General features: G+C 71.6%; 28 protein-coding genes and 5 tRNA genes. 11 read left to right on the forward strand and 22 right to left on the reverse strand.

Features of this window, described 5'->3' with window-relative positions:
* A partial coding sequence (locus ABZT06_RS38095) for a hypothetical protein (protein ID WP_355751840.1) occupies nucleotides 1–217 on the reverse strand: 217 nt, incomplete at its 3' end.
* Between ABZT06_RS38095 and ABZT06_RS38100 the strand changes: the two genes are divergently transcribed.
* Nucleotides 207–767, forward strand: a complete 561-nt coding sequence (locus ABZT06_RS38100; protein ID WP_355751842.1) for a CGNR zinc finger domain-containing protein — start codon at nucleotides 207–209, stop codon at nucleotides 765–767. The two genes, ABZT06_RS38095 and ABZT06_RS38100, sit on opposite strands and share 11 nt — an antisense overlap.
* Before the next feature lie 79 nt (nucleotides 768–846).
* On the opposite strand, the gene ABZT06_RS38105 is transcribed toward ABZT06_RS38100, so the two are convergent.
* Nucleotides 847–999 carry a hypothetical protein gene (locus ABZT06_RS38105; protein WP_020117509.1) on the reverse strand — a complete coding sequence of 51 codons (153 nt, stop codon included), beginning with the start codon at nucleotides 997–999 and terminating at the stop codon, nucleotides 847–849.
* A gap of 154 nt (nucleotides 1,000–1,153) precedes the next feature.
* Complete coding sequence (locus ABZT06_RS38110; protein ID WP_355751844.1) at nucleotides 1,154–1,603, reverse strand: hypothetical protein; 450 nt, start codon at nucleotides 1,601–1,603, stop codon at nucleotides 1,154–1,156.
* A 223-nt stretch (nucleotides 1,604–1,826) separates the two neighbouring features.
* Between ABZT06_RS38110 and ABZT06_RS38115 the strand changes: the two genes are divergently transcribed.
* Nucleotides 1,827–2,348 carry a DsbA family protein gene (locus tag ABZT06_RS38115; RefSeq protein WP_355751846.1) on the forward strand — a complete coding sequence of 174 codons (522 nt, stop codon included), beginning with the start codon at nucleotides 1,827–1,829 and terminating at the stop codon, nucleotides 2,346–2,348.
* 7 nt (nucleotides 2,349–2,355) lie between these two features.
* Here the strand turns inward: ABZT06_RS38115 and ABZT06_RS38120 are convergent, their stop codons facing one another.
* From ABZT06_RS38120 to ABZT06_RS38130, 3 genes are read right to left on the reverse strand one after another with little or no spacing between them, the layout of a single operon-like run.
* Complete coding sequence (locus ABZT06_RS38120) at nucleotides 2,356–3,183, reverse strand: GNAT family N-acetyltransferase (RefSeq protein WP_355751848.1); 828 nt, start codon at nucleotides 3,181–3,183, stop codon at nucleotides 2,356–2,358.
* Nucleotides 3,184–3,233: 50 nt separating this feature from the next.
* Complete coding sequence (locus tag ABZT06_RS38125; RefSeq protein WP_355751850.1) at nucleotides 3,234–4,055, reverse strand: aminodeoxychorismate lyase; 822 nt, start codon at nucleotides 4,053–4,055, stop codon at nucleotides 3,234–3,236.
* Nucleotides 4,052–5,095 carry a chorismate-binding protein gene (locus tag ABZT06_RS38130; protein ID WP_355751852.1) on the reverse strand — a complete coding sequence of 348 codons (1,044 nt, stop codon included), beginning with the start codon at nucleotides 5,093–5,095 and terminating at the stop codon, nucleotides 4,052–4,054. The genes ABZT06_RS38125 and ABZT06_RS38130 overlap by 4 nt, the downstream gene beginning before the upstream one ends.
* Nucleotides 5,096–5,273: 178 nt before the next feature.
* On the opposite strand from ABZT06_RS38130, the gene ABZT06_RS38135 reads away from it, so the two are divergent.
* The 5 genes from ABZT06_RS38135 (at nucleotide 5,274) to ABZT06_RS38155 (ending at nucleotide 5,743) form a co-directional block, all read left to right on the forward strand.
* Nucleotides 5,274–5,346 (forward strand) — tRNA-Gly (locus tag ABZT06_RS38135).
* A gap of 40 nt (nucleotides 5,347–5,386) precedes the next feature.
* A tRNA-Cys gene (locus ABZT06_RS38140) sits at nucleotides 5,387–5,460 on the forward strand.
* A gap of 1 nt (nucleotide 5,461) precedes the next feature.
* Nucleotides 5,462–5,533 (forward strand) — tRNA-Val (locus ABZT06_RS38145).
* A 34-nt stretch (nucleotides 5,534–5,567) separates the two neighbouring features.
* Nucleotides 5,568–5,639 (forward strand) — tRNA-Val (locus ABZT06_RS38150).
* 32 nt (nucleotides 5,640–5,671) lie between these two features.
* Nucleotides 5,672–5,743 (forward strand) — tRNA-Val (locus ABZT06_RS38155).
* A gap of 49 nt (nucleotides 5,744–5,792) precedes the next feature.
* Here ABZT06_RS38155 and ABZT06_RS38160 read toward each other — a convergent pair.
* From ABZT06_RS38160 to ABZT06_RS38175, 4 genes are all read right to left on the reverse strand, one after another.
* Nucleotides 5,793–6,104, reverse strand: a complete 312-nt coding sequence (locus ABZT06_RS38160; protein ID WP_031054045.1) for a zf-TFIIB domain-containing protein — start codon at nucleotides 6,102–6,104, stop codon at nucleotides 5,793–5,795.
* Nucleotides 6,105–6,184: 80 nt separating this feature from the next.
* Nucleotides 6,185–7,132, reverse strand: a complete 948-nt coding sequence (locus ABZT06_RS38165) for an aminoglycoside phosphotransferase family protein (RefSeq protein WP_355751855.1) — start codon at nucleotides 7,130–7,132, stop codon at nucleotides 6,185–6,187.
* Nucleotides 7,133–7,708: 576 nt separating this feature from the next.
* Nucleotides 7,709–7,891 carry a hypothetical protein gene (locus ABZT06_RS38170; protein WP_028809711.1) on the reverse strand — a complete coding sequence of 61 codons (183 nt, stop codon included), beginning with the start codon at nucleotides 7,889–7,891 and terminating at the stop codon, nucleotides 7,709–7,711.
* A gap of 196 nt (nucleotides 7,892–8,087) precedes the next feature.
* Nucleotides 8,088–8,363 (reverse strand): hypothetical protein, encoded by a 276-nt coding sequence (locus ABZT06_RS38175; protein WP_355751857.1) that lies wholly within the window; start codon nucleotides 8,361–8,363, stop codon nucleotides 8,088–8,090.
* 196 nt (nucleotides 8,364–8,559) lie between these two features.
* Here ABZT06_RS38175 and ABZT06_RS38180 point away from each other — a divergent pair, with 196 nt between their 5' ends.
* Nucleotides 8,560–9,981, forward strand: a complete 1,422-nt coding sequence (locus ABZT06_RS38180; protein ID WP_355752035.1) for a serine/threonine-protein kinase — start codon at nucleotides 8,560–8,562, stop codon at nucleotides 9,979–9,981.
* A 45-nt stretch (nucleotides 9,982–10,026) separates the two neighbouring features.
* Here the strand turns inward: ABZT06_RS38180 and ABZT06_RS38185 are convergent, their stop codons facing one another.
* The 9 genes from ABZT06_RS38185 to ABZT06_RS38225 form a co-directional block, all read right to left on the reverse strand.
* The gene (locus ABZT06_RS38185) at nucleotides 10,027–10,845 is read right to left on the reverse strand and encodes an RNA methyltransferase (protein ID WP_355751859.1); all 819 of its coding nucleotides are present in this window, start codon (nucleotides 10,843–10,845) and stop codon (nucleotides 10,027–10,029) included.
* Nucleotides 10,846–10,909: 64 nt separating this feature from the next.
* The gene (gene cobA, locus ABZT06_RS38190) at nucleotides 10,910–12,151 is read right to left on the reverse strand and encodes a uroporphyrinogen-III C-methyltransferase (RefSeq protein WP_355751861.1); all 1,242 of its coding nucleotides are present in this window, start codon (nucleotides 12,149–12,151) and stop codon (nucleotides 10,910–10,912) included.
* Nucleotides 12,152–12,318: 167 nt separating this feature from the next.
* The gene (gene cobT, locus ABZT06_RS38195) at nucleotides 12,319–16,269 is read right to left on the reverse strand and encodes a nicotinate-nucleotide--dimethylbenzimidazole phosphoribosyltransferase (protein ID WP_355751863.1); all 3,951 of its coding nucleotides are present in this window, start codon (nucleotides 16,267–16,269) and stop codon (nucleotides 12,319–12,321) included.
* A 378-nt stretch (nucleotides 16,270–16,647) separates the two neighbouring features.
* Nucleotides 16,648–17,859: a precorrin-6y C5,15-methyltransferase (decarboxylating) subunit CbiE gene (gene cbiE, locus ABZT06_RS38200; protein ID WP_355751865.1), complete on the reverse strand. Its 1,212-nt coding sequence runs from the start codon at nucleotides 17,857–17,859 to the stop codon at nucleotides 16,648–16,650.
* A 118-nt stretch (nucleotides 17,860–17,977) separates the two neighbouring features.
* Nucleotides 17,978–18,616: a GNAT family N-acetyltransferase gene (locus ABZT06_RS38205; RefSeq protein WP_355751867.1), complete on the reverse strand. Its 639-nt coding sequence runs from the start codon at nucleotides 18,614–18,616 to the stop codon at nucleotides 17,978–17,980.
* Between the two features lie 157 nt (nucleotides 18,617–18,773).
* Nucleotides 18,774–19,604: a MetQ/NlpA family ABC transporter substrate-binding protein gene (locus ABZT06_RS38210; protein ID WP_355751869.1), complete on the reverse strand. Its 831-nt coding sequence runs from the start codon at nucleotides 19,602–19,604 to the stop codon at nucleotides 18,774–18,776.
* A 66-nt stretch (nucleotides 19,605–19,670) separates the two neighbouring features.
* Nucleotides 19,671–20,396, reverse strand: a complete 726-nt coding sequence (locus ABZT06_RS38215) for a methionine ABC transporter permease (RefSeq protein ID WP_355751870.1) — start codon at nucleotides 20,394–20,396, stop codon at nucleotides 19,671–19,673.
* Complete coding sequence (locus ABZT06_RS38220; protein WP_355751871.1) at nucleotides 20,393–21,424, reverse strand: ATP-binding cassette domain-containing protein; 1,032 nt, start codon at nucleotides 21,422–21,424, stop codon at nucleotides 20,393–20,395. The genes ABZT06_RS38215 and ABZT06_RS38220 overlap by 4 nt, the downstream gene beginning before the upstream one ends.
* A 319-nt stretch (nucleotides 21,425–21,743) precedes the next feature.
* On the reverse strand, nucleotides 21,744–22,394 hold the full coding sequence (locus tag ABZT06_RS38225; RefSeq protein WP_355751873.1) for an HAD family hydrolase: 651 nt from the start codon (nucleotides 22,392–22,394) through the stop codon (nucleotides 21,744–21,746).
* A 69-nt stretch (nucleotides 22,395–22,463) separates the two neighbouring features.
* Between ABZT06_RS38225 and ABZT06_RS38230 the strand changes: the two genes are divergently transcribed.
* Nucleotides 22,464–22,823: a hypothetical protein gene (locus ABZT06_RS38230; protein ID WP_355751875.1), complete on the forward strand. Its 360-nt coding sequence runs from the start codon at nucleotides 22,464–22,466 to the stop codon at nucleotides 22,821–22,823.
* The gene (locus ABZT06_RS38235; protein WP_355751877.1) at nucleotides 22,804–23,232 is read left to right on the forward strand and encodes a hypothetical protein; all 429 of its coding nucleotides are present in this window, start codon (nucleotides 22,804–22,806) and stop codon (nucleotides 23,230–23,232) included. The genes ABZT06_RS38230 and ABZT06_RS38235 overlap by 20 nt, the downstream gene beginning before the upstream one ends.
* A gap of 100 nt (nucleotides 23,233–23,332) precedes the next feature.
* On the opposite strand, the gene ABZT06_RS38240 is transcribed toward ABZT06_RS38235, so the two are convergent.
* The 3 genes from ABZT06_RS38240 to ABZT06_RS38250 all read right to left on the reverse strand — a co-directional run bounded on the left by ABZT06_RS38240 (nucleotide 23,333) and on the right by ABZT06_RS38250 (nucleotide 25,627).
* Nucleotides 23,333–23,830 (reverse strand): GNAT family N-acetyltransferase, encoded by a 498-nt coding sequence (locus tag ABZT06_RS38240; RefSeq protein WP_355751879.1) that lies wholly within the window; start codon nucleotides 23,828–23,830, stop codon nucleotides 23,333–23,335.
* 45 nt (nucleotides 23,831–23,875) lie between these two features.
* Entirely contained in the window at nucleotides 23,876–24,382 is a 507-nt protein-coding gene (locus tag ABZT06_RS38245) for a sigma-70 family RNA polymerase sigma factor (RefSeq protein ID WP_355751881.1), read from the reverse strand.
* A gap of 75 nt (nucleotides 24,383–24,457) precedes the next feature.
* On the reverse strand, nucleotides 24,458–25,627 hold the full coding sequence (locus ABZT06_RS38250; protein WP_355751883.1) for a glycerophosphodiester phosphodiesterase: 1,170 nt from the start codon (nucleotides 25,625–25,627) through the stop codon (nucleotides 24,458–24,460).
* 370 nt (nucleotides 25,628–25,997) lie between these two features.
* On the opposite strand from ABZT06_RS38250, the gene ABZT06_RS38255 reads away from it, so the two are divergent.
* Entirely contained in the window at nucleotides 25,998–26,669 is a 672-nt protein-coding gene (locus tag ABZT06_RS38255) for a lysophospholipid acyltransferase family protein (RefSeq protein ID WP_355751885.1), read from the forward strand.
* Nucleotides 26,670–26,691: the final 22 nt, after the last annotated feature.

The following is a 26,691-nucleotide window of genomic DNA, read 5'->3' on the forward strand; positions in this document are numbered from 1 at the left end:
AGCCGTTCGCGGACTCTCCGGTGTACGCCGTCATGCTTGCTGAACTGCCCTTGGGTTTCTGACTGTCGGTTACCTTGATCGTCTTGTCGAAGTTGTCTCCGCAGCCACGGCGCCTGCCGTGCGTCCCGGCACCGAGGCCCGCCGAGCCATTACCATCGGCCAGCATCGGCGGGCTTTCGCCCGACCCCCAGGCCAGGGAGCGAATCGTGCTGATCACCCACGACACCCGGTGTGCCCTCGACACCGTGGTCGATCTGGTGAACACCGCACCGGAGGACGACGCGTCGCCGGACGCGCTGCCGGATGTCGCGGCGCTCGCGGATTTCGTACGAAACCACGAGATCAGTGGTGTCGGGGTGCTCTCGGAGTTCGATCTGTCGGCGGTGCGCAAGATCCGCGGCCGTTTCGCCTCGGTCTTCGCCGCCCCGGACGCCCGGGCCGCCGCCACCCTGATCAACGAACTGGTCGCCGCCGCGGGCACCACTCCCCAGCTCACGGACCACGACGGTTACGACTGGCATGTGCACTACTTCGCGCCGGGCGCCTCCGTCGCCGACCACCTGGCGGCGGACTGCGGGATGGCGCTGGCGTTCTTCGTGGTGGCCGGGGAGCAGGAGCGGCTGCGGCGCTGTGAGGCGCCCGACTGCCGACGGGCCTTCGTCGACCTGTCCCGCAACCGCTCGCGTCGCTACTGCGACAGCCGGACCTGCGGAAACCGTCTGCATGTCGCCGCCTACCGGGCGCGGCGCAAGGAGGCCGCGGGCTGAGGCCCGGGCGGCGGGACGAGGGTCGGGCGGGGTGTCTACGTGGTCCCCGACGGGTGACGCCGGGGACCACGGGTACGGCTCAGAGCAGCAGCAGGTCGTGCAGCGCAGCCATGAGCAGGAGAGACCCGATCACCGCAAGGAAGATCATCAGCGGTGGCTGGGAAAGGGCGAAGAGGCATCCACGCGGCTCATCCTGCGGCGGCGCGGTATCGCTCTGTTTCGTGTCCAGCATCTCGCGGCGATGATGGCGCAGCCGACGCCCCCGACGCGATCAACACGCCCGGAATGGGCGGGAGTTCGCCGGATTCCGTGATGTCCGTTTCGAATCGTGATCGTTTACGGACCGGCATGGACCCCCCTGCGAACGTTTCAGTTCACCGCGACCGTCATATGCCGTGCTTCTTGAGGATGGCCTCGATGTCGCTGAAGTCGTCCCCGGCGGACCCGGTGGCCCGGGGCTTGTCCGCCGGGCGGGTCGCCGGGGTGCGGGAGACCTGGCCGAGGGAGGGTGCCGAGGCCGTGGGAGCCACCGCCTCCCGCTGGGCGCCGCGGGCCGCCCTGCGCTCCTTGCGGGTGCCGCCGCGGCGGCGCTCCACCGCGCGCGTGGTGGAGAACAGCACCCACGACAGGCCGAGCACGCCGAAGCCCGCCCATGCTGTCGGGCTGAAGGCGGTGTCCGCGAGCCAGTCGACGACGCCGGTCATCACCAGACCGAGCGGGAGAAGGGAGTAGGCGGCGATACGGGTGGCCGCGAGGAAGCGCTTCCGGTACGCGGTGACCGCCGCGATGCCCAGGCCGGCCGCGGTGACGGCGGAACAGACGGTCTCGGCAATCATCCGGTCCTCCAGGGCAGGGCTCGATCGGCAACGTGCCGCTTCGTCCCTATCCATCCTGCACCTCCCGACCCCCACCGGGCCATGCCCCGGCAGGACATCAGGGACATCTCCGGGTCGCCTCCTCCGCAGGTGCCGGTCGGGGCCGTACCGGTGAAGCGGCGGATGCCCCCGCGGACGGCCGGGGCGATTCGGCCGGGTGGGCGCCACCTGGGAGACTGGGCCCATGAGCGACCCCTCCCCCGTCCGTCCCGCCGTGCCCGTTCTCGATGTCTGGTGCGAGCTGCAGTGCCCGGACTGCCGTGACGCGCTGGACGATGTCCGGGCCCTGCGTGCCCGTTACGGCGACCGTCTGGAGCTGCGGCTGCGGCACTTCCCGCTGGAGAAGCACAAGCACTCCTTCGCCGCGGCGCAGGCCGCCGAGGAGGCGCTGGAGCAGGGCAAGGGCTGGGAGTACGTCGAGGCCGTGCTGGGACGCGTCGAGGAGCTGGACCGTGCGGGGGAACCCTTCCTGGTCGAAGTGGCTCGTGGACTGGGGCTCGACGCCGAGGAGTTCGACACCGCGCTGATCGACGGCCGGCACATCCTGATCGTGGACGCCGACCAGGCCGAGGGCAAGGCGATCGGCGTGACCGGGACACCGACGTACGTCATCGACGGCGAGCGCCTCGACGGCGGCAAGAGCCAGGACGGGCTGCGCGAGCGGATCGAGCAGATCGCGGACCGGCTGCTCGCCGGGCAGGATTGAGCCGGCCTCAGAGCAGGCTCTTGTACATCGAGTAGCCGACCGTCACGTACCCCAGCGACTCGTACAGCCGCTCGGCCGGTGTGTTGCCGGCGAAGACGTTGAGGCCCAGGACCCGTCTGCCGGAGGCGATCGCCTGGGCCTCGGCCAGCAGCATCAGGGACCGGCCGTGCCCCCGGCCGCGGAAGGGCTCCTCGGTCTCGACGTCATAGACAAATGCCTTGGCGTCGATGAACTCCACCCACAGGACCCCGACCCGGACGCCGTCGTGCTCCAGGACGCTGAACTGTGCCTCCCGCGTCGCGAGGCCCCGCTGCACCAGCTTCTCGTGGTCCCTGCGCGACCTCGCCCTGGCCTCTGCCTCGGGCACCCCCCGGTCGCTCCAGTCGCCGGCGTACTCGGTGATGCCGCGCTCCGCCCACGGCCAGAACTCGGCCTCTGTCATGGGCCTGCCCCGGCTGCCCGCGGGCAACCGGGGCGCGTCGGCGCCGAGCGGCTTCTCCATGCCGCGGTTGCGGTGGACGTAGCCGAGCGCGGTGGCGAGCCGCAGCGCGGGCTCGGCGTCGGCGGGGACCCTGATCTCCAACTGCCCGCAGCCCCAGCCCCGCGCCACCTCCTCGGCGGCCAGCGCGGCGACCGTGCCGCGGCCTCGCCCGCGGTCCGGCTCGTCGATCCGCAGGTCCCGGATCTGGGCGACGGCCCGTCCGAAGGCCGGGTGGGTCGCGAGGTGTACAGCCCCGACGGGACGGCTGTTCACGCACACCTTGTAGTGGCGGGACAGCGCCCCGTCGGCGCCCCGCTGGAGCGGCTCGGTCGGCCGCAGGGTGGTGGTCATCACCGGAGTTCTACCCGCTGCCGAGCGCCGGAGCAGCCGAATATCCCCGGCCTTCACGGATCGAGGTCGTCCCCGGCCCGCTCCTCGAAGATCCGCATGGCCTTGGCGGTCACCGGGCCGGGCGCGCCCGGCAGTTCGCGCGCGTCGACGCGATGGACGGCCTGGACGTCCCGCAGGGTCGAGGTGAGAAAGATCTCGTCGGCCCGCTCCAGAACGTCCAGCGGCAGGTCGGTCTCCCTGGCTCCGGTCCATGCGACGGTCAACGCGCGCGTGATGCCCGCGAGGCAGCCGGAGGCGAGCGGCGGCGTGTGGATCTCGCCGTCGAGCACGACGAAGACGTTCGACCCGGTGCCCTCGCACAACTGCCCGACCGTGTTCGCGAACAAAGCCTCGGAAGCACCGTCCTCACGCGCGCGTGCCAGCGCGACGACGTTCTCCGCGTACGAGGTGGTCTTGAGCCCGGTGAGCGCACCGCGCTCGTTACGGGTCCACGGCACCGTGATCACGGCCGTGGAGTCGGGGCGCGGGGCGGACTCGCCGAGAGCGACCACCAGGGTCGGCCCGTGCTCGCCACGGTCGGATCCGAGGGGACCGTGGCCACCGGTGTAGGTGATGCGCAGCCGCCCGAGCGGCATCGGGTTCGCGTCGAGCACGGCGGCGCAGGCGCGGCGGACCTCGTCGTGATCGGGGTCGGGCAGCCCGAGGCCCCGCGCCGACAGGGTCAGCCGGTCGAGATGCCGGGTGAGGGCGAAGGGACGGCCGTCCACCGCCTTCACGGTCTCGAAGATGCCGTCGCCCACGGTCAGCCCGTGGTCGAAGACGGAGACGCGGGCGGTCTCGGTGTCCTGCAGCCCGCCGTCGAGCCAGATCTTCACGTAAGAGTCCCTCCACTCACCTCGTACGTCCCCGACGCTACCGCGAGCAGCCGGGACGCCTTCAGCTCGGTCTCCCGCCACTCCCCCTCGGGGTCGGACCCCCAGGTGATACCGGCGCCGGTGCCGAAGCGCAGCACTCCCTCGGCGCGGTCGATCCAGAAGGTGCGGATGCCGACGGCCAGCTCCCCGGTACCCCGGTCGGCGTCGACCCAGCCGACGCCTCCGCAGTACGGCCCCCGGGGCGCGGTTTCCAGGGCGTCGATGATCCGCAGGGCGCTGGACTTGGGCGCGCCGGTGACCGAGCCGGGCGGGAAGGCGGCGCCGAAGAGCTCGGCCCAGCCGGCGCCCTCGCGCAGCTCGCCCCGCACGGTCGACACGAGATGGACGAGACCGGGGTGCTTCTCCACCGCGCACAGGTCGGGAACGGTGACGCTGCCCGTGGCACACACCCGCCCCAGGTCGTTGCGCACCAGGTCCACGATCATCACGTTCTCGGCGTAGTCCTTGGCCAGCAGGTCGTCCTCGGTCCGCCCGGTCCCCTTGATCGGCCCCGACTCCACGACCCGGCCCGCCCTGCGCAGGAACAGCTCGGGGGACGCGGTGGCGATCTCCACCCCGTGTCCGGGCAGCCGGATCGTTCCTGCATACGGCGCCGGGTTGCCGCGGGCCAGCAGCGCGGTCAGCGCGTCCACGTCGGCGCCGGGGGCGAGGGGCGCGGTCAGGACACGGCAGAGGTTGGCCTGGTAGACCTCACCGGTGGCGATGTGCGCCCGAATCCGCCGTACGCCCTCCGTGTACGCCTCGCGGTCCAGCGACGACGTCCAGTCACCGGCCGCCGGGCCCCGCCATGCCCCCGGCGCCGGGGCGGGCACCGGTGCCGGGCGTACGTCGGCGAAGCGGGCGCAGGTCAGACCGCCCTCGAAGCTCGCCGCCACGGCCCAGAAGCCGGTGGAGTCCAGGGCCGCGGGATCGCTGGTGACATCGAGGAGACCGGTGGCGACGCGGTCGCCGAAACGGGCGAGAGGAGGGAGGTCGGGCACGCTGTCGAGTCTATGGCGGGTGTCCTGCGGGTGACCTGGCCATGTCCTTGCGGCGGCCCTGACCACGTACGTCGACATGCGCAGGGCAGCACGCTGCGCAAACGCGTTTTTGTACTGGCCCCGGAATCCGCTAGAGTTCAACTCGTCGCCGGGCCGCGAGAGCGGAACGAAACGACACGCGGACGTAGCTCAGTTGGTAGAGCGCAACCTTGCCAAGGTTGAGGTCGCCAGTTCGAACCTGGTCGTCCGCTCGTAGGAAGCAGGGGGATCTTCCCGAACCCCCTCACTCCTGGTGGAGTGGCCGAGAGGCGAGGCAACGGCCTGCAAAGCCGTCTACACGGGTTCAAATCCCGTCTCCACCTCCAAGGACGATTAGCTCAGCGGGAGAGCGCTTCCCTGACACGGAAGAGGTCACTGGTTCAATCCCAGTATCGTCCACTGGATCTTCGACAGATCATCGAAGGTCTGACCCGCGCGATTAGCTCAGCGGGAGAGCGCTTCCCTGACACGGAAGAGGTCACTGGTTCAATCCCAGTATCGCGCACGCAGTACGACACGATCTTGATCGTGGTTCCCGCGCGATTAGCTCAGCGGGAGAGCGCTTCCCTGACACGGAAGAGGTCACTGGTTCAATCCCAGTATCGCGCACACACCGAAGCCCCCGGCCCTGCGGCCGGGGGCTTCCTCGTTCTCTCCGTCAGCTGGAGAACAGCATGTGGCCGAAGCCGCGGTTGCGGTGGTGGCCGCCGTGATGACCGCCGTGGCCGCCGTAGTGGCCACCGCCGTGCTGCGGCGCGCCCCACGCCGGCGCGCCGGGCGCGGCCGGGTACTGCGGAGCGGCCGGGGGCGGTGGAACGACGGGGCCGCCGCCGTACTGGCCCTCCAGTCGGGTCAGCGCCTCCAGCTCGCCGTAGTCGAGAAAGATCCCGCGGCAGCCGCTGCACTGCTCGATCTGGACACCGTTGCGGTTGTACGTGTGCATCGGTGCGTGACACTTCGGACACTGCATCGTCGGCTCAACTCCTCGCCCGTTGGTCCTGCTTCGCGTTACGCCAGGACAGACTCCGTCCGGACCTGGTCGGTTGCACCCTACTTCGCGAAACCGTCCGCCAACTCCGGCGGGACGGATCCCATTCGGTCACAGGCGTCGACGACCGCCTGCTCCACGTCGTCCAGGGCACGGTCCGCCTCCGTCGCCTTGGCGATCGCCCGGGCCGCGGTCTGCACGGTGAGGGCGCGGGCGGCGACGTCCAGGGCCGGCCAGGGGTCGCCCTCGGCGGGGACCGCGGGGCCGCCGGCCGCCCGGTAGGCACCGAGGAAGCGGGACCAGTCGTCGGGTGCCAGCAGGCCGCAGGCGTACCAGGCGGCGGGGCGGGCGAGGTCCCAGGCGGGTTCTCCCACGCCGAGGTCGTCGACGTCGATGAGACGCCAGGGGCCGTCGGGGGCGGGGTGGCGGACGAGCTGGCCGAGGTGGAGGTCGCCGTGGCAGAGGGTCGTGGTGTCGGACATCGGGGTCTCGGCGCGGGCCCAGGGCGGGAGGGTGCGCCAGGCACGGAGACATGAGGCAGCGGCGGCCTGCTGCTGCCGCCGGGTCGCCTTGAGGAGACGGGCGACGGCGAGGGCGGCCTTGACCGGGCCCCGCATCGGAGGCAGGTCCGGCGGGGCGGGGGTGCGGTGGAGGTGGGCGAGGAGGGTGGCGGCCGGTTCCCAGGGGGCGGCGTCGGGGTGCTCCGGGTCCACGGGTTCGCCGTACGGCCAGAAGGTGACGAGTCGGCCGTGCAGCTCTACGGGGGGCCTGTTCAGGGGGTTGAGAAGGATGCCGGGGAGCTGGGCGGCCGTGGCGAGGCGGGGGGCCAGGTCGGCGGGGGTGGTGTCGGGGGCGTGAGCCTTCGCGACCGTGTCGGCGTGCCGGACGACTGTGGCGTCCGGGCGGTCGGCGAGCGTGGTCGCTGGGCAGGGGCAGGCCGACGAGGTACGTGAGTGAGCCTCGGTCCTGGCTCTGAGGGTGAGCTCGGTGAGCAGGGGGTGGGGGGTCACGGGGCTCCCTGGGGGGCGGGGTGGTCTGTTCGCGAGGGTACGCGGCCGCGGCGTTGGGCTTTGGCCGGGTGCGTGAGGGGGGTGCCGGGTTCTGTTGTCGGGCGGGTGCGGGTTCGTTGTGGCTGGTCGCGCAGTTCCCCGCGCCCCTAGGGAGTTGCAGTCACCCTGCGCCACGACGGGCCGTAGTCGCGTACGGCGCGCAGGGAACGGGGTGGGAGGTGTCCGCCCGCAGCGGCCGGCGTCCGTTACAGGGCCCCGCTCAAGAGACCGAGCCACCGGACCGAGGACGGACACCCCCCACCCCGTCCCGGACCCACAAGACACCCGCACGCGCTACGCACGCCCCCACCGAGGCCGCAGCTGCGCCGCAGGCATTCAGGGACGCGGGGAACTGCGCACAACGCCCGCCCCCACCGAACCCGCAGCCAAATCCGCCCGACCCCCGGAGGGCAAAGCAATGCCGGCGCAGCTCCCCAGCTGCGCCGGCATTTTGCCGTCCGCCGCACCCCCGTCCCCACGGGGTTTCATGGGTTGATGTCCCCGCCCGGACCGCTCTTCCGGGCCTGGGGTCGCCGCTCAGCGCCCCAGCATCACTCCCACGGACGACGCCTGTGTGGCCACTGTCTCCCAGCCGTCGAAGACGACGAGGAGCAGGACCGCCAGAGGAAGGGCCATCAGTGTCGCCACCAGCGGGTGACGGCGGCCCGTACGGCGGGGCTGACGTGTGCGGGACAGTGTCCGCGGTGCCGTAAGAGCCATGGTCCCTCTCCTGACCGTTCTGTTGTGGTTGGCAGCGGCGGGTGTCTGACCTCGGGGGACGAGTGCTGCACCCGCCGCTTGACCTCAAATCTAGGCGTCAGGGGCTCCGCGCACGTCATGCCCTCGTACCGATTGCCGGGCCTCCCCGAGGATGAGCCATGACCAGCGGAGTACTCCCGTGGGTGGAGACGGGGACCTAGGTCTGCGGGTCTTCCCGGAGGGGTCGCCCGGTCTGCCCCGCTTTCTCCGAGCTGTCCTCGCGCGGCACCGGCTGCTCCACCAGAGCCAGCACCCGGGTCGCCATGAACCGGGCCGTCCGCACCACCGATCCGTTCCGCGTGACTTCGCTCACTTCGACGACACCTCGACGTACCGCCGTCTCCACCCGGCGGCCCGCCCTGCTCGCCACCACCTCGTAGGTGCGCGTCGTGTCCCCTGCGTCCACGACGATCTCCACGCGATCACCCTTCACGGGTTCAATCCCCCTTCTGCGACGGGTGGTTGGGATCACATCCGAACCGAAGTCCGCCCGCCCTCCGGCTCCCTGACCACCCTTCAATTCTCCCACCCGGCACTGACAATCCATCGGGACGAGAGGGCGCGGCCTCTGCGCGCGGCGGCCCGCACATACGTAAGCTGTGGCTCGTCACACGGACCGGGCAGCGGGGATGAACATGGCGATGATGCGCCTGAGGCGCGAGGACCCGCGCGTCGTCGGCTCGTTCAGGCTTCACAGACGGCTCGGCGCCGGGGGTATGGGGGTCGTCTACCTGGGCTCCGACCGCAAGGGGCAGCGGGTCGCACTGAAGGTCATCCGGCCGGATCTGGCCGAGGACCAGGAGTTCCGGTCACGGTTCGCGCGCGAGGTCTCCGCGGCCCGGCGGATCCGCGGCGGCTGCACCGCACGGCTGGTCGCGGCCGATCTGGAAGCGGACCGTCCGTGGTTCGCCACCCAGTACGTGCCCGGCCCCTCCCTCCACGACAAGGTCGCCGACGAGGGTTCCCTCGGCGCCGCCGAGGTCGCCGCCATCGGGGCCGCCTTGTCGGAGGGGCTCGTCGCCGTGCACGAGGCGGGGGTCGTGCACCGCGACCTCAAGCCGTCGAACATCCTCCTCTCCCCCAAGGGCCCCCGGATCATCGACTTCGGCATCGCCTGGGCGACCGGAGCCTCGACCCTCACCCATGTCGGCACCGCCGTCGGCTCCCCGGGCTTCCTCGCGCCCGAGCAGGTGCGCGGCGCCGCGGTGACGCCGGCCACGGACGTGTTCTCCCTGGGCGCGACCCTGGCGTACGCCTCGACGGGCGACTCGCCCTTCGGGCACGGCAGTTCCGAGGTGATGCTGTACCGCGTGGTGCACGAGGAGGCCCAGCTGCACGGCGTGCCCGACGCGGTGGCCCCCCTCATCCGCGCGTGTCTGGCGAAGGACCCCGAGGAGCGGCCGAGCACCCTCCAACTGTCGCTGCGGCTCAAGGAGATCGCCGCCCGCGAGACACAGGGCCTGCCGGATCTGCGCCCGCCCGCCCCGCGCGCCGGCGAGGCGGACCGGCCCACCGGACGCATCGCCGACACCTATCCGGAGCGGGCCGCCCAGCGACGACCCCAGGGACAGCCGGGCACGTCCGGCTCCGGCTCCCAGGGGACTCCCCCGGCTCGCGGTACCGGACAGGCCCGGGGCCAGGCCCCCGCGCGAGGCGGCGTTCCGTCGCGAGGCGGCAGCAACCCGCGCGGCAACGGCGTGCCCTCGTCCCGTCCCGGTTCCCGGCCCACCCCGTCCTCCTCCTCCCGGAACACCACCCGCTCCGGCAGCGGCAGCCGACCCGCGCCGCGCAGCGGTACCGGCCGCCCGGGCCCCCGGAACACCAAGACGGGGCTGCGCCCCGCGAACCCCCGGCTCCTGCGCCAGCGGCTGTTCGTGTTCGTCGTCGTGACCCTGCTCGTGGCCCTCGGCATCGCCGCGGCCCAGGGCTGCCAGGGCCCGTCGCGCGGACTCGGCGGCGACGGCGTCGTACGGGATCAGCGGCAGGGACAGACGCACGCGTCGCCGGACCAGGCGGCGCCGGACCGGTCGGCCGGTGCCGGGACGGACTGAGGACTTCGCCGTGACGGCCGTGGCCGGACAGGCGACTCAGGCCGTTCAGCCCTGCGGGCGTCCCGTGGCCACCGCGTAGAAGGCCACCGCGGCCGCCGCGCCCACGTTGAGGGAGTCGACGCCGTGGGCCATCGGGATGCGGACCCATTCGTCGGCGGCGACCAGGGCCTGGGTGGTCAGGCCGTCGCCCTCGGCGCCGAGCATCAGCGCGACCCGGTCCATCTTGTGCGGGGCGGCCTCGTCGAGGGTCTTGGCCTTGGCGTCCGGGGTGAGGGCGAGGAGCGTGAAGCCGGCCTCGCGGACCGAGTCCAGGCCCTTGGGCCAGGTGTCGAGACGGGCGTAGGGGACGGAGAAGACCGCGCCCATCGAGACCTTGACGCTGCGGCGGTACAGCGGGTCGGCGCAGTCCGGGGAGAGCAGGACGGCGTCCATGCCCAGGGCCGCCGCCGAGCGGAAGATCGCGCCGATGTTGGTGTGGTCGTTGACCGACTCCATGACCACCACGCGACGGGCGGTCTGGAGCAACTCGCCCGCCGTGGGCAGCGGTTTGCGCTGCATGGAGGCGAGCGCGCCGCGGTGCACGTGGTAGCCGGTGACCTGTTCGGCGAGCTCCGGGCTGACGGCGTACACCGGGGCGGGGAGTTCGTCGATGACGTCGCGCATGACGTCGACCCACTTGGCGGACAGCAGCATGGAGCGCATCTCGTAGCCCGCGTCCTTGGCCCGGCGGATGACCTTCTCGCCCTCGGCGATGAACAGTCCCTCGGCGGGTTCGCGTTTGCGGCGCAGTTCGACGTCGGTCAGGCCCGTGTAGTCGTGCAGGCGCGGGTCGTCAGGGTCATCGACGGTGATGAGATCGGCCACAGGGTGATACTGCCTTGTCCTGGGAGCGGTGCCAACGGCTGGGAACGAGTTGTGTTACCCCGGGTTACGCCAAGGGCTCCGGTACCCGCGGTCCCACGGCCACGACCTCGCCGACGACGATGACGGCCGGAGGCTTCACTTCCTCGGCGACGACCACCTCGGCGACCGTCGCCAGGGTGGCGTCGATCCGGCGCTGGGCGGCCGTCGTGCCCTCCTGGACCAGAGCGACCGGGGTGTCGGGCGACTTGCCGTGGGCCACCAGGGTCTCGGCGATCCGGCCGATCTTGTCGACGCCCATGAGGATCACGAGGGTGCCGGTGAGCTTGGCGAGCGAGGGCCAGTCGACCAGGGAACGCTCGTCGTCAGGGGCGACATGGCCGCTGACCACGGTGAACTCGTGTGCGACCCCACGGTGGGTGACGGGGATGCCGGCTGCGCCCGGGACCGAGATCGAGCTGGAGATGCCCGGGACGACCGTGCAGGGGATGCCGGCCTCGGCAAGGGCGTGCAGCTCCTCCATGCCACGGCCGAAGACATAGGGGTCACCGCCCTTCAGCCGTACGACCGACTTGCCCTGCTTGGCGTGCTCGATCAGGGCGTTGTTGATGGCCTCCTGGGCCATGAAACGGCCGTAGGGGATCTTCGCCGCGTCGATCACCTCGACGTGCGGCGGGAGCTCGGCGAGGAGGTCGCGGGGGCCGAGGCGGTCGGCGATGACGACGTCGGCCTCGGCGAGCAGGCGGCGGCCGCGGACCGTGATCAGGTCGGGGTCGCCTGGGCCGCCGCCGACGAGAGCGACGCCGGGGGTGCGGGTGCGGTGGTGGGGGGCGACGAGGGTGCCGTCGCGCAGGCCCTCCACGACCGCGTCCCGGATGGCCGCCGTGTGGCGGGGGTCGCGGCCCTTCGCGTTCGTCGTGAGCACGGCGACCGTGACGCCCTCGCTGTGGCCCGTCGCCGGGGTCCAGGCGGTGGCGGCGTCGGCGTCGTCGGAGCGGACGCACCAGACGCGGTGCCGCTCGGCCTCGGCGGAGGCCCGGGTGTTCGCCTCCGTGTCACCGGTGGCGATCAGGGCGTACCAGGCGTCCGCGAGGTCGCCGTCCTCGTACGGGCGCCTCTGCCAGGTGATCTCACCCGCGTCCGCCATGGCCTCCACGGAGGGTGTCGCCGAGGGGGACACGAGGAGGACGTCCGCGCCCGCCGCGATCAGGGCCGGCAACCGGCGCTGTGCGACCTGGCCGCCGCCGAGGACGACGACCTTGCGGCCGGTGAGGCGGAGGCCTACGGGGTAGGCGGGGTTCTCGGCCATGAGGGGCGGCTCCTCTGTTACGGCGGTGCAGTGGCCCTGACGTGCGGATTTTACGGGGCGTGAGGGGTGGGCGGCACGGGTGTCCGGTGGCTGGGCGTCGGCGCCGGGCGCGGACCCACGTGCGAGGGGGACTCGGGGACGGTGTCCCCGAGTCCCCCTCCCAGCGGCTACTTCTCTGTCACCCCGGCGGAATCGAAGGTCGCCACCTCGTGCATCGCTCTCGCGGTGCTCTGCACCAGCGGCAGGGCCAGCAGGGCGCCCGTGCCCTCGCCCAGCCGGAGGTCGAGATCGACCAGGGGGCGCAGACCGAGCTTGTTCAGGGCGGCCACGTGGCCCGGTTCGGCACTGCGGTGGCCCGCGATGCAGGCCGCGAGGACCTCCGGGGCGATCGCGCGGGCCACCAGGGCGGCGGCGCCCGCGCTGACGCCGTCGAGGATGACCGGGGTGCGCAGGGAGGCGCCGCCCAGCAGCAGACCGACCATCGCCGCGTGTTCGAAACCGCCGATCGCCGCCAGGACGCCGATCGGGTCGGCGGGGTCCGGTTGGTGGAGTTCGATCGCTCGGCGGACGACCTCGGTCTTGCGGGCCAGGGTCTCGTCGTTGATGCCGGTGCCGCGACCGGTGACGTCGGCGGGGTCGGTGCCGGTGAAGACCGAGATCAGCGCGGCGGACGCGGTGGTGTTCGCGATGCCCATCTCGCCCGTGAGGAGCGCCTTGTTGCCGGCCGCGACCAGGTCACGCGCGGTCTCGATGCCGACCTCGATGGCCTGCTTGGCCTCCTCGCGGGTCATCGCCGGACCGGTGGTCATGTCGGACGTCCCCGCGCGGACCTTGCGGGGCAACAGGCCCGGCGTGGCCGGGAGTTCGGAGGCCACGCCGACGTCGACCACACACACCTCGGCGCCCACCTGGCCGGCGAAGGCGTTGCAGACCGCGCCGCCGCCGAGGAAGTTGGCGACCATCTGGGCCGTCACCTCCTGCGGCCAGGGGGTGACGCCCTGGGCGTGCACACCATGGTCACCGGCGAAGATCGCGACGGCCGCGGGCTCCGGGATCGGCGGCGGGCACTGCCGTGAGAGCCCGGACAGCTGGGCGGAGATGATCTCCAGCATGCCGAGCGCGCCGGCCGGCTTGGTCATCCGCTTCTGCCGCTCCCATGCCTCGCCGAGCGCCTTGGCGTCCAGCGGGCGGATCTGGGCCACGGTCTCGCCGAGCAGGTCGTGCGGCTCCTCGCCGGGCAGGGCGCGGCGGCCGTACGTCTCCTCGTGCACGACCCAGGACAGCGGGCGGCGCTTGGACCAGCCTGCCTGCATCAGCTCGGGCTCTTCCGGGAACTCGTCGACGTACCCGACGCACAGGTAGGCGATGACCTCCAGGTGGTCGGGCAGGCCGAGGGCGCGGACCATCTCGCGCTCGTCGAAGAAGCTGACCCAGCCGACGCCCAGGCCCTCGGCGCGGGCGGCGAGCCAGAGGTTCTCCACGGCGAGCGCGGCGGAGTACGGGGCCATCTGCGGCTGGGTGTGCCGGCCGAGGGTGTGGCGGCCGCCCCGGGTGGGGTCGGCGGTGACGACGATGTTCACCGGGGTCTCGAGGATGGCCTCGATCTTCAGTTCCTTGAACTGCTTGGCCCGGCCCTTCGGCAGCGACTTGGCGTACGCCTCGCGCTGACGCTGGGCCAGGTCCTGCATCGCGGCGCGCGTCTCGGCGGAGCGGATGACGACGAAGTCCCACGGCTGCGAGTGGCCGACGGAGGGCGCGGTGTGGGCGGCCTCCAGGACCCGGAGCAGCACCTCGTGCGGGATCGGGTCGCTGCGGAAGCCGTTGCGGATGTCGCGGCGCTCGCGCATGACCTTGAGGACGGCCTCGCGCTCGGCGTCGTCGTAGGCGGGCGCGGCGGGGCCCGTGGACTGTCGTGGTTCTGCCACGGGGGCCGTGCTCACTTCTTCGCGGACTTCCTGGTCTTCCTGGTCTTCCTGGTCTTCTTGATCGGCCGCCCGGGTGTCCAGGTCGTCCGCCTGCTGTGCGAGTTGGGCGTCGCCGGCCGCCTCACGCGGGGCCGGGACCACGGGGGGCAGTGCGTCGTCCGCGGGGAGCGACAGGGGGTGCGGCGGGGTCGGCGCGAGGTGCGGGGTGGTCGGCAGCGAGCCGTCCACCGGCACGAACTCCCCGAGGGGCTGACCCGGTTGCGGCTCCAACGGGACTCCGGCGGGCAGGACCACGGACGCCTGGGCGGAACCCGGGATCGCGAACTGGGGCTGCTCGTCGGGGAGTCCGGCCGCGAGCGGCTGGGTCACCGGCGTCTGCGGGCCCTGCGGCGCTTGGTCCGGGGCGGGCGGGAACTCCTCCTGCGCGGTCGCGGGCGTGGGCTCGGGCTGCTGGACCTCGTCTTCCGGGGCCGCCGGGGCCATGGGGTCCATCGTCGGTACGCCGGTGTCGGCCGCGTCCGCCGCGACGGGCTCCGGGGCGGGCTGGACGAGGTCCGGCGCGGGTACGAGGTGGGGGGCCTGCGGGTCCTCGGCAGGCTGAGCGGCGGGGGCGGGCTCCTGGGTCTGCTCAGGCGCCAATGCCGCCTGCTCGACGAAAAGCGGCTCGGGCGCCTCGGCGGGGAGCGGTTCGGCACGCTCGACGGGGAGCGGCTCGGCCAACTCGTGGGCGGAGTCGTCCTCCGCCGGTGCGGGGAGGTCTTCGGCCGGTGCGGGGAGGTCTTCGGCCGGTGCGATGAGGGCATCCGTCGGCTGCGGAACCTGCCCGGCCTCCGCGGGAGCCTGGAGGGATACGGCTTCGAAGGCGTCCGGGGCGGCCGCGGCGACGGCGTCCTCGGCGGGAGGCGCGGTTTGCGGAGCAGCGTTCTCCGGGGCCGCGACGGGTTCCGTGTCCTGGGCCGCGCCTGTCTCCGGGGAAACGGCGGCTTCCTCGGCCATCACCGCTTCCGGGGCGACCATGTCCGGCGCGACCGCTTCCTGGGCGGCCACCGCCTGCGGGACAGAGGCAGCCGCCGCCTCTTGTCCCTCCGCATCCGAATCGGCGCCGGCGACGTCCGCCTCGGAAACGAGAGCCTCGGTCACGACGGCCTCGGCGACCGGCATGCCGGCGTCGGCGTCGTCCTCCGTAGCGGGGGCCTCCACGACAGGCACGGCCTCGGGCACGGGCGCCTGCTCGGGCGTCTCGCCCGCCTGGGCATCCTCGATCACCGGCGCGGATTCAGCGGCCTCGACCGCGTCGGGCGCGGTGACAGCCGTGTCGTCGGCGCCTGGAACCTGGGCCGCGTCGGGCATGGGTCCGGGGCCGTCGGGCAGGACCTGGTCCGCCGGCACGTCCGCCCCGGCGGCCGGGACCGGCTGAACTGCGTCCACCTGCCCCCCGCTGGTGTCCGTGTCAGCGGGCTCGCCCTCCACGGGCTGAGCTCCGTCGACACCGGAACCGTCCGCCACGGCCTCGCCCTCTTCGGCGGCCGGAGCCTGCGCCGGCTCCGGCGCGTGCACGGCCTCGGGGCCGGGTACGGCGTCCGGCACCGGAGCCACGGGAACCTCGTACCCGGCGGCCGCCTGCGCCGCGCCTGCCGGTTCCTGCGCCGGGACAACCGTTTCGGCAGCCGGAGCCACCATGCTCACCGGCGTCTGGACGGCGGCCTGGGCCGGGGTGCCCCACGGAACAGCGCCCTGAGGCTGCGGGGCCTCGTAGTACTCGGGGCCGGGCGCGGCCGGCTGCCGTACCGGTGCGCCCGCGGGCCCTCGGTCGGCGAGGGAGCGGACCGGGCTCGCGGAGGCGTCGGGGATCGGCGGGCCGAGGTGCAGTGGCCGGCGGGGTGTGATGGGCGGGATCGGCACCGTAGGGGCCTGGGGCATACGGACCGCGCTCATGTCGTGCGCTCCGCTGTCGCGGCCGGCCATCTCGTGCGGGCCCGGCTCGTGGACGGTCTCGACGACCGGCTCCGGGGCGGGCGGGGCGACCTCGTTGCCCCAGGGGCTCTGGGCGCCCGGCAGCAGCAACAGGTCTTCGTCCTCGGCGGTGGTCTCGGAGAGGTAGGTGTACGCAACCGGCGCGGGGACGCCCGGCTGTTCCACCATGCCTGCGTTCTCCGGCAGTCCCTCGCCCGGAACCTGGCCGGTGTCGGTCATGCGTACCCCTCGCCCATCGGTTAGTGCTTCTACGACCAGCTCACCGGGGACGGCGCACCGACCGCCCCCGTGATGAAGAACGAGCGTGCGTGCCCAGCGGCACGAACGGCCTGCCGAGAAAGACGACAAAGCCATTAACTGGCATTGTCCCGGCCGTTCCCCTGTCGCGACAGGTTGATCCGCGACAGCCCGCTGTGGACTGCGCCACGTTGCGCGTCCTCCGGTTCTGCCGTACCGCACCCCATCCCAAAACGGGCGCGCTTTCCGGACATTGACGAACGAATGCCGGTCGGCCGGGAGCGGTACAACGGTCGGCCAGCCTACCGCGCGCAGTACGACAACAGGATCACGGGGACGGCGGAGCACCGACCCGCGGCGTCAGGCCGTGCGGTCCGGGAGTACGCCGCTGAGCAGGAACGCGACGCTCCGTTCCGTCTCCGTCCAGGCCCGGGTGTCGAGTTCGACGGACTGGAGGAGGGCGCACTCGACGCGGTAGCCGTGTTCGGTGAGGTCCCGGCCGACGAGTTCGGCCTCGTCGCGGGTGGCCGCGTGGCCGACGATGCGCTGCGGGCGCCGGTCGGCGACCGCGGAGACCACGGCCACTCCCCCGCCGCCGACGCGGACGACGTCCGGTTCGGGCAGGTTCTCCAGGACGTGCGGCGCGGTGCCGGGGACGATCTGGACCTGGAGTCCGAAGGCGCGGGCGTTGGCCTCGGTGCGCTCGCAGGCCCTGAGGTCGCGGTCGACGGCGATGACGGCGGCCCCGGCCCGGGCCGCCTCGGTGGCGAAGGCGCCGCTGCCGCAGCCGATGTCCCACACGAGGTCGCCGACGCGCGGCCCCAGCCGGGCGAGTTGGGCCGCGCGGAGCGGTTCCAGTTCGCCCTCGCCCATGAGACCGCCGTAGGACTCGGCGGGCAGGGTCCAGCCGCGGGGCGCTGCGGCCGGGTCGCGGCCGGCGATCCAGCCGCCGTCCTCCGTCACGGGGGCCGTGCCGCCGATGACGATGACGACGTTGGGGTCGCGCCAGGTGTGGTCGGCGGCCTTGTCGGAGGTGACGACGGTGACCTGTTCGCGGTCCGTGCCCAGTTCCTCGCAGATGACGAAGGTGCGGTGCACGCCCTCCATCAGCAGGCCGAGTTCGGCGGGGCCGGCGCCGGGCGAGGTGAGGACGGCGACCTTGGGGTGGGCCCGGCACACGTTCACCGCGCGCCGCAGGGTGCGCCGGTGGGCGACGACCACCTGGGCGTCGTCCCAGGGCATGCCGGCCCGCGCGAAGGCGGCGGCGACCGAGGACACGCCGGGGACGACCTCGACCTCCAGGCCGAACTCGGGTGCGCGCAGGGTCCGTACGACTCCGAAGAACCCGGGATCGCCGTCGGCGAGCACGACCGCGGTGCCGCGGTGGCCGGTGATACGGCGGGCGGCGAGGGCGACGCTGCCGAGGCGGACGCGTTCGGCGGCGGGTGGCACCTCGGGGAGTGCCAGGTGGTGGGCGGCGCCCGCGACGAGCGTGGCGGCGCCGAGGGCGGAGCGTGCCGCGGCGGTCAGCGGCGAGCCGTCCCAGCCGATCACCGTGACCCGGTCGGCCATCGTCTCTCAGTCTCCAGGGGTGTGCGCGGGCCGTCGTCGGTGGGCAGCCCGCGGGCGGCTTGGTGAGGGTACCCGCTGTGCCCCGGAAGCGCTTTCGCCGGCCTGAGTTCCAGTTGGGTCAGTTCCAGTCGGAGTACGTCGTGAAGCCGTCCGAGTCGGCCAGCTGGTCGCCCGCTCCGTCGAGGTCCTCGGGCAGCAGGCTCCACACGATGAAGTCGGTGCGGACGTCGCTCCAGGTACCGTCGTCGGCGCGGACGCGCGCTATACAGGCGCCGCGCAGGACGCCTTCGCTGATACAGCCGATCTTCTGGGCGACCTGCTGGGAGGCGGTGTTGTCGGCCGCCGTGCGCAGCTCGATCCGCTCGAACTTCTGGTCGGTGAACAGCCACTGGGCGGTGGCGAGCGCGGCCTCGGAGGCGTAGCCCTCGCCGCGGGCCCACGGGGCGATGATGTACGACAACTCCGTGGAACGCACGTGCCAGTTGGTCTTGGCGAGCTGGACGACGCCGACCAGGCGCTGGGTGAGGAACTCGGTGACGGCGAAGGTGATGCCGCGGCCGGCCTCCCGCTCGGTCGGCGCGTACCGCGTGATCCAGCCGCGCGCCTGCTCCTCGGTGTACGGCTGGGGGACGTCGGTCCAGGCCCCCACCTGCTCGTCGTTCATCATCTCCGCCAGTGCGGGCACGTCGTCCTCGTCGAGGGGGCGCAGCACCAACCGCTCCGTGCTGATGGAGATGTTGGGGAAGCTGCCACTCATGCGCCACTCCGTAACCGTCGGAAAACCTGCGGGGCCTGCTGAACTGCCCAGCATGCAGCATGAAAGCACCGAACCGCATCACGGGGCCCACACATGGTGAGCGAGTGGACCCCGTGCGTGGCGATACGTCGTATACGCGCAGGTAGCCCTACGTCGCTCAGAAGGACGCGATGACCGAGCCCGCGTACTTGTCCTGGATGAACTTCTTCACCTCGGGCGAGGTGAGGAGCTTGGCGAGCTTCTTCACGCGCGGGTCGTCCTCGTTGCCGTCCTTCACCGCGAGGAAGTTGCCGTACGGGTTGTTCTTCGCGGACTCCAGGACGAGGGCGTCGGAGGCGGGCTTGAGGTCGGCCTCGATGGCGTAGTTGCCGTTCACGACGGCCGCGTCGACGTCGTCCAGGGAGCGCGGGGTCTGGGCCGCTTCCAGCTCCTTGAACTTCAGCTTCTTCGGGTTCTTGGTGATGTCGGAGGGGGTCGCCTCGTTGCCCACGCCGTCCTTGAGGGTGATCAGGCCGTTGGCGGCGAGCAGCTTGAGGGCGCGGGCCTCGTTCACGCTGTCGTTGGGGACGGCGATCGTCGCACCGCTCTTGAGGGCGTCGGCGCTCTTGACCTTGTGGGAGTAGAGGCCGAGCGGCTCCAGGTGGACCGTGACGACAGGCACGATGTGGGTGCCGCGCTTCTTGTTGAAGTCGTCGAGGTAGGGCTGGTTCTGGAAGTAGTTGGCGCCGACCGAGCCGTCCTCGGTCGCCGTGTTCGGCGTCACGTAGTCCGTGAACTCCTTGACCTCCAGGTCGAGGCCCGCCTTCTTCGCCAGGTTCTCCTTGACGTAGTTCAGGATCTCGGCGTGCGGGGTGGGGCTCGCGGCGACCACCAGGGGTCCGCTGGTGTCGGAGGCGGAGTCCGAGCCGGACGAGCCGCAGGCGCTGAGACCGAAGGTGAGGACTCCGGCGGCGAGGACGGCGGTGGAGAGCTTTGCGGTGTTACGCACGAAAAGTGCCTTTCCTTTTGGGTACAGCGATCCCGCGATGGGGTGCACGGGAAATCCGGGAGTTCGTCAGACGGTCTTGGTGTCCGCCGTGGAGGCCTTCAGCAGCCGCAGCTTCGGTGCCGGGCCTGAGCGTCCGCCGCGGCGGTGCAGCGAGCGGGCCGCGTAGTCGCCGGCGAACTGGATGAGCGAGATGACCACGGCGAGGATCGCGACGGTGATCCACATGAGCTGGGTCTCGAAGCGCTGGTAGCCGTAGCGGATGGCGATGTCGCCGAGGCCGCCGGCGCCGACCGTGCCGGCCATCGCCGAGTAGCCGATGAGGGCGACGATCGTGGTGGTGGTGCTGGCGATGAGGGACGGCAGGGACTCCGGCACGAGGACCTTGCGGACGATCGTCCAGGTGTTGCCGCCCATCGACTGCACGGCCTCGACCAGGCCGCCGTCCACTTCACGGACGGCCGTCTCGACGAGGCGCGCGAAGAACGGGATCGCACCGATGGCGAGCGGGACGATGGCGGCCTCGCGGCCGATGGTCGTGCCGGTGATCGAGCGGGTGAAGCCCATCAGCGCGACCATCAGGATGATGAACGGCATCGAGCGGGCCACGTTCACGACCTGCCCGATGACCTTGTTCGCGACGACGTTCTGGAGGAGTCCGCCGCGGTCGGTGAGGACCAGGAGGACACCGAGCGGCAGCCCGCCCACGACGGCGATGAGCGTGGACCAGCCGACCATGTAGAGGGTGTCCCAACACGCCTGCTCCAGCAGGGGCCGCATTTCGGACCAGGTCACTTGGCACCTTCCTTCGCCAACTGGGGCTCACCGACGATGTCGATCTGCAGGCCCCGTTCACGCAGGAAGCCCACCGGCACCACGTTGTCCTCGTAGCGGCCGGGCAGTTCGATGCGCATCCGGCCGACCTGGAGGCCGCCGACGGTGTCGATGGCGGCACCGAGGATCGAGATGTCGATGTTGTAGGTGCGCGAGAGCTGGGAGATGACCGGCTGGGTGGCCGCCTCCCCCTGGAAGGTGACGTCGACGACGGTCCGGTCCTCGCCGGTGGCGGCGCCACCGACGGGGAAGAGCGCGGAGGCCAGTTCGGAGCCGGGGGTCGCGAGCAGTTCGCTGACCGTGCCGGACTCGACGATCCGGCCGTTCTCCATCAGGGCCGCCGAGTCGCAGACCGACTTCACGACGTCCATCTCGTGGGTGATGAGCAGGACGGTGAGGCCGAGCTGCCGGTTCAGGTCGCGCAGCAGCTGGAGGATGGAGCGGGTGGTCTCGGGGTCGAGGGCGCTGGTGGCCTCGTCGGACAGCAGCACCTTGGGGTCGCCGGCCAGGGCGCGGGCGATGCCGACGCGCTGCTTCTGGCCGCCGGACAGCTGGGCCGGGTAGGCGCCCGCCTTGTCGGCGAGTCCGACGAGGTCCAGCAGCTCGAGTGCCTTGCGGGAGCGCTCCTTGCCGGACGTGCCGAGGATCTCGAGCGGCAGCTCGACGTTGTCCCGGACCGTCCGGGTGGACAGCAGGTTGAAGTGCTGGAAGACCATGCCGATACGGCTGCGCGCCTGCCGCAGCTCCTTGCCGGCGCGCGGTCCGCGGCCCGCGAGGGCGGTGAGGTCCTGTCCGGCGACGGTCACGGTGCCGGCGGTGGGGCGCTCCAGCAGGTTGACGCAGCGGATGAGCGAGGACTTGCCGGCGCCGGACTGGCCGATGACGCCGTACACCTCGCCTTCGCGGACGTGCAGATCGACGCCGTCCAAGGCGGTGACCTCACGGCCGCGCGAGCGGTAGACCTTGGTCAGGCCTGTTGTCGTGATCACTGGGTTTCCGTCACTGTCGAGTATCCGGGCGTGGGTGTGCCCAGGTACGGGAGAGAAGTCGTGCGCGGGCACATGGGTCACGTACGGCGTTCACGGCGTACGGACGTGCCGGGGCGGCTCGCTTCGGGGCGCGAGCTCAGGGGGTGGTGCGGGGGCCCTCTAGCAGGCGCACATTCGACACGTACAACGAGCACCGGGCGTCAGGATCGCCTCGGTCGCAAGGGTGCGGCAGCTCGTCGTGGTCATGCGATCAGTAAAGCAGACGTATGGGAGCGACCAAGAACCCGCTGTCCGAATGGCGGACAGCGGTGGACAGGCCTCAGGGCCGGACGGAGATCTCCACGTTTCCGGCAGTGACCAGTGCGGACAGGTCCGACAGGTTCCCGACCACCAAGTCGGCGTCGAGCTCGTGGGCCTGATGGGTTGTGGTCAACGCCACGGTGGTCATCCCGGCGGCGCGGCCGGCGCGCAGGCCCGCGGGGGCGTCCTCGAACACGACACAGCGGGCCGGGTCGACGCCGAGTCGGCGGGCGGCGAGCAGATAGGGCTCGGGGTCGGGCTTGCCGCGGGTCACGTCGTCGGCGGCGATCAGGGTCTTGGGGAGGATGCCGACCGCTGCGAGCCGGGCCTCGGCGAGACGGCGGGTGGCGGAGGTGACGACGGCCCAGCGGTCGGCGGGCAGGGAGTCGAGGACGGCCATGGTCCCGGGCAGCAGGTGCACACCGCCGTTGGGTACGTCTTCCACCTCGAGATCCTCGATCCGCGCGACGGCGACCGGCACCACGTCGGCGGGGAGCAGTTCGGCGGCTATCTCGACGGCCGTGCGGCCGTGCAGTTCGACCTGCGCGAAGGCCTCGGCGGTGATGCCGAACTCCTGCGCCCAGCGTGTCCAGCAGCGGTGGACGGACTCGAGGGAGGAGACCAGGGTTCCGTCGTTGTCGAACAGGAGGGCTTCGGCATGGATCTTCATGCCCTCGACCCTACGGTGCGGTGCGGGGGCGGCCGCATCAGGCCTTTTGGACCGTAATAGGCTCGCCGCATGTTTGATGCCCTGACGCTGGTGACCGGCGTCGCCGCGCTGCTGCTGGCCGCCTGGTGCGGCTGGGCCGCCTACCGTGATCAGCCGACCAAGGACTGGCACTTCATCGGGATGGCCGTGGTGTCGGCCCTGGCGCTGGTGCAGCTGGTGGTCGGGATCGTGCAGCTCGCGCGGGGCGAGAAGCCGGAGCAGGGGACGACGATCTTCGTCGCCTATCTGCTGGGGGCGTTCGCGTGTGTACCGGCGGCGGGGTTCATGTCGCTCGCGGAGCGGACGCGGTGGGGATCGGTGACGGTTGCCGCCGGCGGTGTGGTGCTGGCCGTTCTGGAGGTGCGGCTCTATGACATCTGGGGAGGCTGAGGTGAGTCGGCGACGGCTGACCAGCGGGCCGGGGACGCTGCTCGTCTGGTTGTACGGCGTGATGGTGGTCGGGGCGGTGTCGCGGTCGGCCGTGCAGATCTCCACCGAGTTCGACCGGGCGCCGCTGGCGTATTCGCTGTCCGCGGTGGCGGGTGTCGTCTACGGGTTCATCACGTACTCGTTGGTGCGGGGTGGGGAGACGGCGCGTAAGGCGGCGCTGGTGTGCTGTGCCGTCGAGCTGCTGGGCGTGCTGACCGTGGGCACCTGGACGTTGGTCGAGCCGTCGGCGTTCCCGGATGCGACCGTGTGGTCGGACTTCGGGATGGGATATCTGTTCATCCCCGTGTTGCTTCCCTTGTCGGCCATCTATTGGCTCCGGAAGGGTGCGCCTACGGAGGATGCCGCCTGAGGTTCATCGGGCGGCATCCGGTCCGAGGTGGCTGGTCGCGCCTGCGCGCCGGAGCCGCATATCGGCACAGCCCCGCGCCCCTAAAAGCCAAAAACGCTCATCACGCCGTAGCCGCGTAGGCACCCGCCGGCTTCTCCAGGACGATCATCGGGACCCCGTCCGCGCCCTCCGACGTGCCCACCGTCTGGTAGCCGACCTTGCGGTACAGGCGGAGGTTGCCCTCGCTGCGGTGGCCGGTGTGGAGGCGGAAGCTTGTCGCTCCGCGGTCGTCCGCCAGCGCCGCTTCCGCCGCCCGGAGGAGCCTCGCGCCGATGCCGTGGCCCTGGAGGCGGGGGTGGACGCAGAGTTTGCCGATGGCGGCCGAGCCGTCCTCGGTGACGCGGCCGCGGACCGAGCCGACCACCTCGTCTCCCAGGCGGGCCACGAAGACACAGTCAGAGGCGACCTCCGCACGGACCGAGTCCAGGGTCTGGACGAGCGGATCGATGCGGTAGTTGCCGTACAGCGCCGCCTCACTCTGGAAGCACAGGTACTGCAGCCTGAAGATCTGCTCCGCGTCCTGCTCGGCCGCCGCAGAGATGGTCACGCTCATGCCCATGTGCGCACGCCTCCCGCTCACCTGATCGCCTGTTGTCCCCCACTCCTATCCCCGCCCCCGGTGTGCCGCAACCTCCGGTGGGAGCAATCGGCGAAGACATCCCAGACATCTGGAACGTTCCGGGCCGAGACTGCCCTGTGAGATACCCAACTCCCCCGCGATCTCCCGGTAAGTGAGGTCTCTCGGAGAGAGGAGGGCCGCCATGAGCGAGGGGCAGCGGCCGGGCAGGCGGCGCACCGCGTCGTGCAGGGCCCTGCGCCGGGCGGCGGCGAGGGCGAGCTGTTCGGGAGTGCGGTCGTCGTCGGTCGCGGGTTCGGTGCCGTAGGGCCGTTCGAGGCGGGTCGTACGGCGGCTGCGGCGGGACTCGGAGCGGACGGCGCGGCGCAGCCATCCGGGCGGGTCGACGGGCGGGCCCTGGGTCTCCAGGCGCTCCAGGAGGCGGAGCCAGACCGCCTGCTCCAGATCGGCCGGTTCCGTACCGGCGGCATGTGCCTCCGCGGAGGCCTCGGCGGTGAGCAGGGGGCGCAGGGCGGTGACCAAGTCGTGCGTCATATGCGGTATGACACGGCCGCCCGGGGTGCGGGTTGCCCGGGCGGCCGTAAGTCACCCCCATCGGGGTGTGCCGGCTCAGCCGTTGACGAAGTCCTGGCGGGCCAGGACGCCGGTGTCGGCGTTGTCGGTGAAGACGCCGTCGATGCCGGTGGCGAAGTACCGCTTGAAGGCGCCGAAGACGTCTCCGTAGGCGTCCGCGTCGGTGCCCTTGCGGTACTCCGCCGGCAGGAAGGGGTTCTCGTTGCGCATGGTGTACGGGTGCAGGATCAGCCCGACCTTGTGCGCGTCGGCGACCAGGGTTGTCTCCTTGTCGAGGCTGCCGTCCGCCTTCTTCGTGATGACCAGGTCGAGGGTCGGGCCGATGCCCTGGGCGTAACCCGCGATCTCCCTCAGGCCCTTGGGGGTGATGAGGTCGGCGACCGTGCGCGGGTCGCCCTTGTCGACGAAGTCCCAGGGACGGGTGTTCGCACCGGACAGGAGGACGACCAGGGGGTTGTCGACGAGCTTGTTCAGGCGCTGGATGCTGGTGGGCTCGAAGGACTGGAGGATGACCGGGGAGTTGCGCCTGTCCTTGCCGTGCTGGTGCAGGAGCTTCGCGACCCGCTCCTCCAGGCCCAGGCCGAGCCCCCGGAAGTACGTGGGGTGCTTGGTCTCGGGGTAGATCCAGACCTGCTTGCCGCGCTTGCGGGTCTGCTCGTCCTGCCACTTCAGGACTTCCTCGAAGGTGGGGATCTCCCAGCGGCCGTTGTAGAGGGTGTTGTGCGGGCGGTTGGCCGGGATGCGCTCGATCGCGCGGAGCGTCTTGAGCTCGGCGAGCGTGAAGTCCTCGGTGAACCAGCCGGTGGTGGAGACACCGTCGAGGACTTTGGTCTTCTTCCGGTCGGCGAACTCCTTGTGGTCGGCGACGTCGGTCGTGCCGCCGATCTCCGGTTCGTGGCGGCAGACGAGGTGGCCGTCCCTGGTGGGGACGAGGTCGCCGGCCTCGACGACGTCGGCGCCCAGGTCGAGGGCGAGCTGGTAGGAGCCGAAGGTGTGCTCGGGGCGGTAGCCGCTGGCACCCCGATGGCCGATGACCGTCGGCACGGGCAGGCTCTTCAGGCCGCCGCCACCGTGCCCGGCGGATCCGGCGGTCGCGGCTCTCGCCGTCCCGGAGAGACCCAGGACCGCTCCCCCGGCGCCGAACATCGCGGCCCCGAGAAGTGCCCGCCGTCCCGTGCTGTCCGTGTGCTCGTCCTGCGATCCCATCGGGACCCCTCCTGCCGTCGCCTCTTCGCTGCGGGCCGATCGTAGGTCCGTGTCCATGACGGGCGGGAGACCTCCCGCGGAACACGCGGGTGACGCGGGATGTCGCATGGGAACAGATGTCTGATGGTTCGTCGGTTCATGACGGGGAGCCGGGGTACGCGTCGATCGGGGCGACGTCCGTCACATCATTCCGCCCGGGTTTCCGGGAGGCGTCGGGGACCATCCGCAGGTAAACGAGTGTCAACAGTGCGTAAGACCTCGGTGAACCCGGAGCGCCCGATGTGCACGATCCCCCGAGCCGCGAGTAATGTCCTCACCTGCACAGACTCATACAGTTTCCCTGGCCGTTCTCTTGACTCCGGAGGGCCCGTTGTCCCGCTTCGTGCTCATCAAGGCAGTGCTCGGACCGATCATGCGCCTGATGTTCCGCCCACAGGTGGAGGGCGCGGAGCACATCCCGGGTGACGGTCCCGTCATCCTGGCCGGCAACCACCTCACCTTCATCGACTCGATGATCCTTCCGCTCGTGTGCGACCGTCAGGTGTTCTTCATCGGCAAGGACGAGTACGTCACCGGGAAGTCCCTCAAGGGCCGGCTCATGGCCTGGTTCTTCACCGGCGTCGGCATGATCCCGGTGGACCGCGACGGCGGCCGCGGTGGCGTGGCCGCGCTGATGACCGGGCGACGCGTCCTCGAGGAGGGCAAGGTCTTCGGTATCTACCCCGAGGGGACGCGGTCGCCCGACGGCCGGCTGTACCGGGGGCGTACGGGGATCGCCCGTCTGACGCTGATGACGGGTGCGCCGGTCGTCCCCTTCGCGATGATCGGCACGGACAAGTTGCAGCCGGGCGGTTCGGGGATGCCCCGCCCGGGGCGGGTCACGGTCCGGTTCGGTGAGGCGATGGAGTTCTCCCGGTACGACGGGATGGACCGGGACCGCTATGTGCTGCGGGCCGTGACGGACTCCGTGATGACCGAGGTCATGCGCTTGTCCGGGCAGGAGTACGTGGACATGTACGCCACCAAGGCGAAGGCTGCGTAGGGGTTCTTCCGGGTTCGTTGTC

The organism is Streptomyces sp. NPDC005483 (genome assembly GCF_040606035.1).
Lineage (GTDB): Bacteria > Actinomycetota > Actinomycetes > Streptomycetales > Streptomycetaceae > Streptomyces.

Coding starts and splice junctions, on each gene's coding strand:
- ABZT06_RS38205 (WP_355751867.1), bottom strand. CDS start 18,616: ATGAGTGGCAGCTTCCCCAACATCTCCATCAGCACGGAGCGGTTGGTG.
- ABZT06_RS38160 (WP_031054045.1), bottom strand. CDS start 6,104: ATGCAGTGTCCGAAGTGTCACGCACCGATGCACACGTACAACCGCAAC.
- ABZT06_RS38245 (WP_355751881.1), bottom strand. CDS start 24,382: ATGACGCACGACTTGGTCACCGCCCTGCGCCCCCTGCTCACCGCCGAG.
- ABZT06_RS38110 (WP_355751844.1), bottom strand. CDS start 1,603: ATGATTGCCGAGACCGTCTGTTCCGCCGTCACCGCGGCCGGCCTGGGC.
- ABZT06_RS38105 (WP_020117509.1), bottom strand. CDS start 999: ATGCTGGACACGAAACAGAGCGATACCGCGCCGCCGCAGGATGAGCCG.
- ABZT06_RS38170 (WP_028809711.1), bottom strand. CDS start 7,891: ATGGCTCTTACGGCACCGCGGACACTGTCCCGCACACGTCAGCCCCGC.
- ABZT06_RS38225 (WP_355751873.1), bottom strand. CDS start 22,394: ATGAAGATCCATGCCGAAGCCCTCCTGTTCGACAACGACGGAACCCTG.
- ABZT06_RS38230 (WP_355751875.1), top strand. CDS start 22,464: ATGTTTGATGCCCTGACGCTGGTGACCGGCGTCGCCGCGCTGCTGCTG.
- ABZT06_RS38180 (WP_355752035.1), top strand. CDS start 8,560: ATGAACATGGCGATGATGCGCCTGAGGCGCGAGGACCCGCGCGTCGTC.
- cbiE (WP_355751865.1), bottom strand. CDS start 17,859: ATGGCCGACCGGGTCACGGTGATCGGCTGGGACGGCTCGCCGCTGACC.
- ABZT06_RS38250 (WP_355751883.1), bottom strand. CDS start 25,627: ATGGGATCGCAGGACGAGCACACGGACAGCACGGGACGGCGGGCACTT.
- cobA (WP_355751861.1), bottom strand. CDS start 12,151: ATGGCCGAGAACCCCGCCTACCCCGTAGGCCTCCGCCTCACCGGCCGC.
- ABZT06_RS38115 (WP_355751846.1), top strand. CDS start 1,827: ATGAGCGACCCCTCCCCCGTCCGTCCCGCCGTGCCCGTTCTCGATGTC.
- ABZT06_RS38240 (WP_355751879.1), bottom strand. CDS start 23,830: ATGGGCATGAGCGTGACCATCTCTGCGGCGGCCGAGCAGGACGCGGAG.
- cobT (WP_355751863.1), bottom strand. CDS start 16,269: ATGACCGACACCGGCCAGGTTCCGGGCGAGGGACTGCCGGAGAACGCA.
- ABZT06_RS38235 (WP_355751877.1), top strand. CDS start 22,804: ATGACATCTGGGGAGGCTGAGGTGAGTCGGCGACGGCTGACCAGCGGG.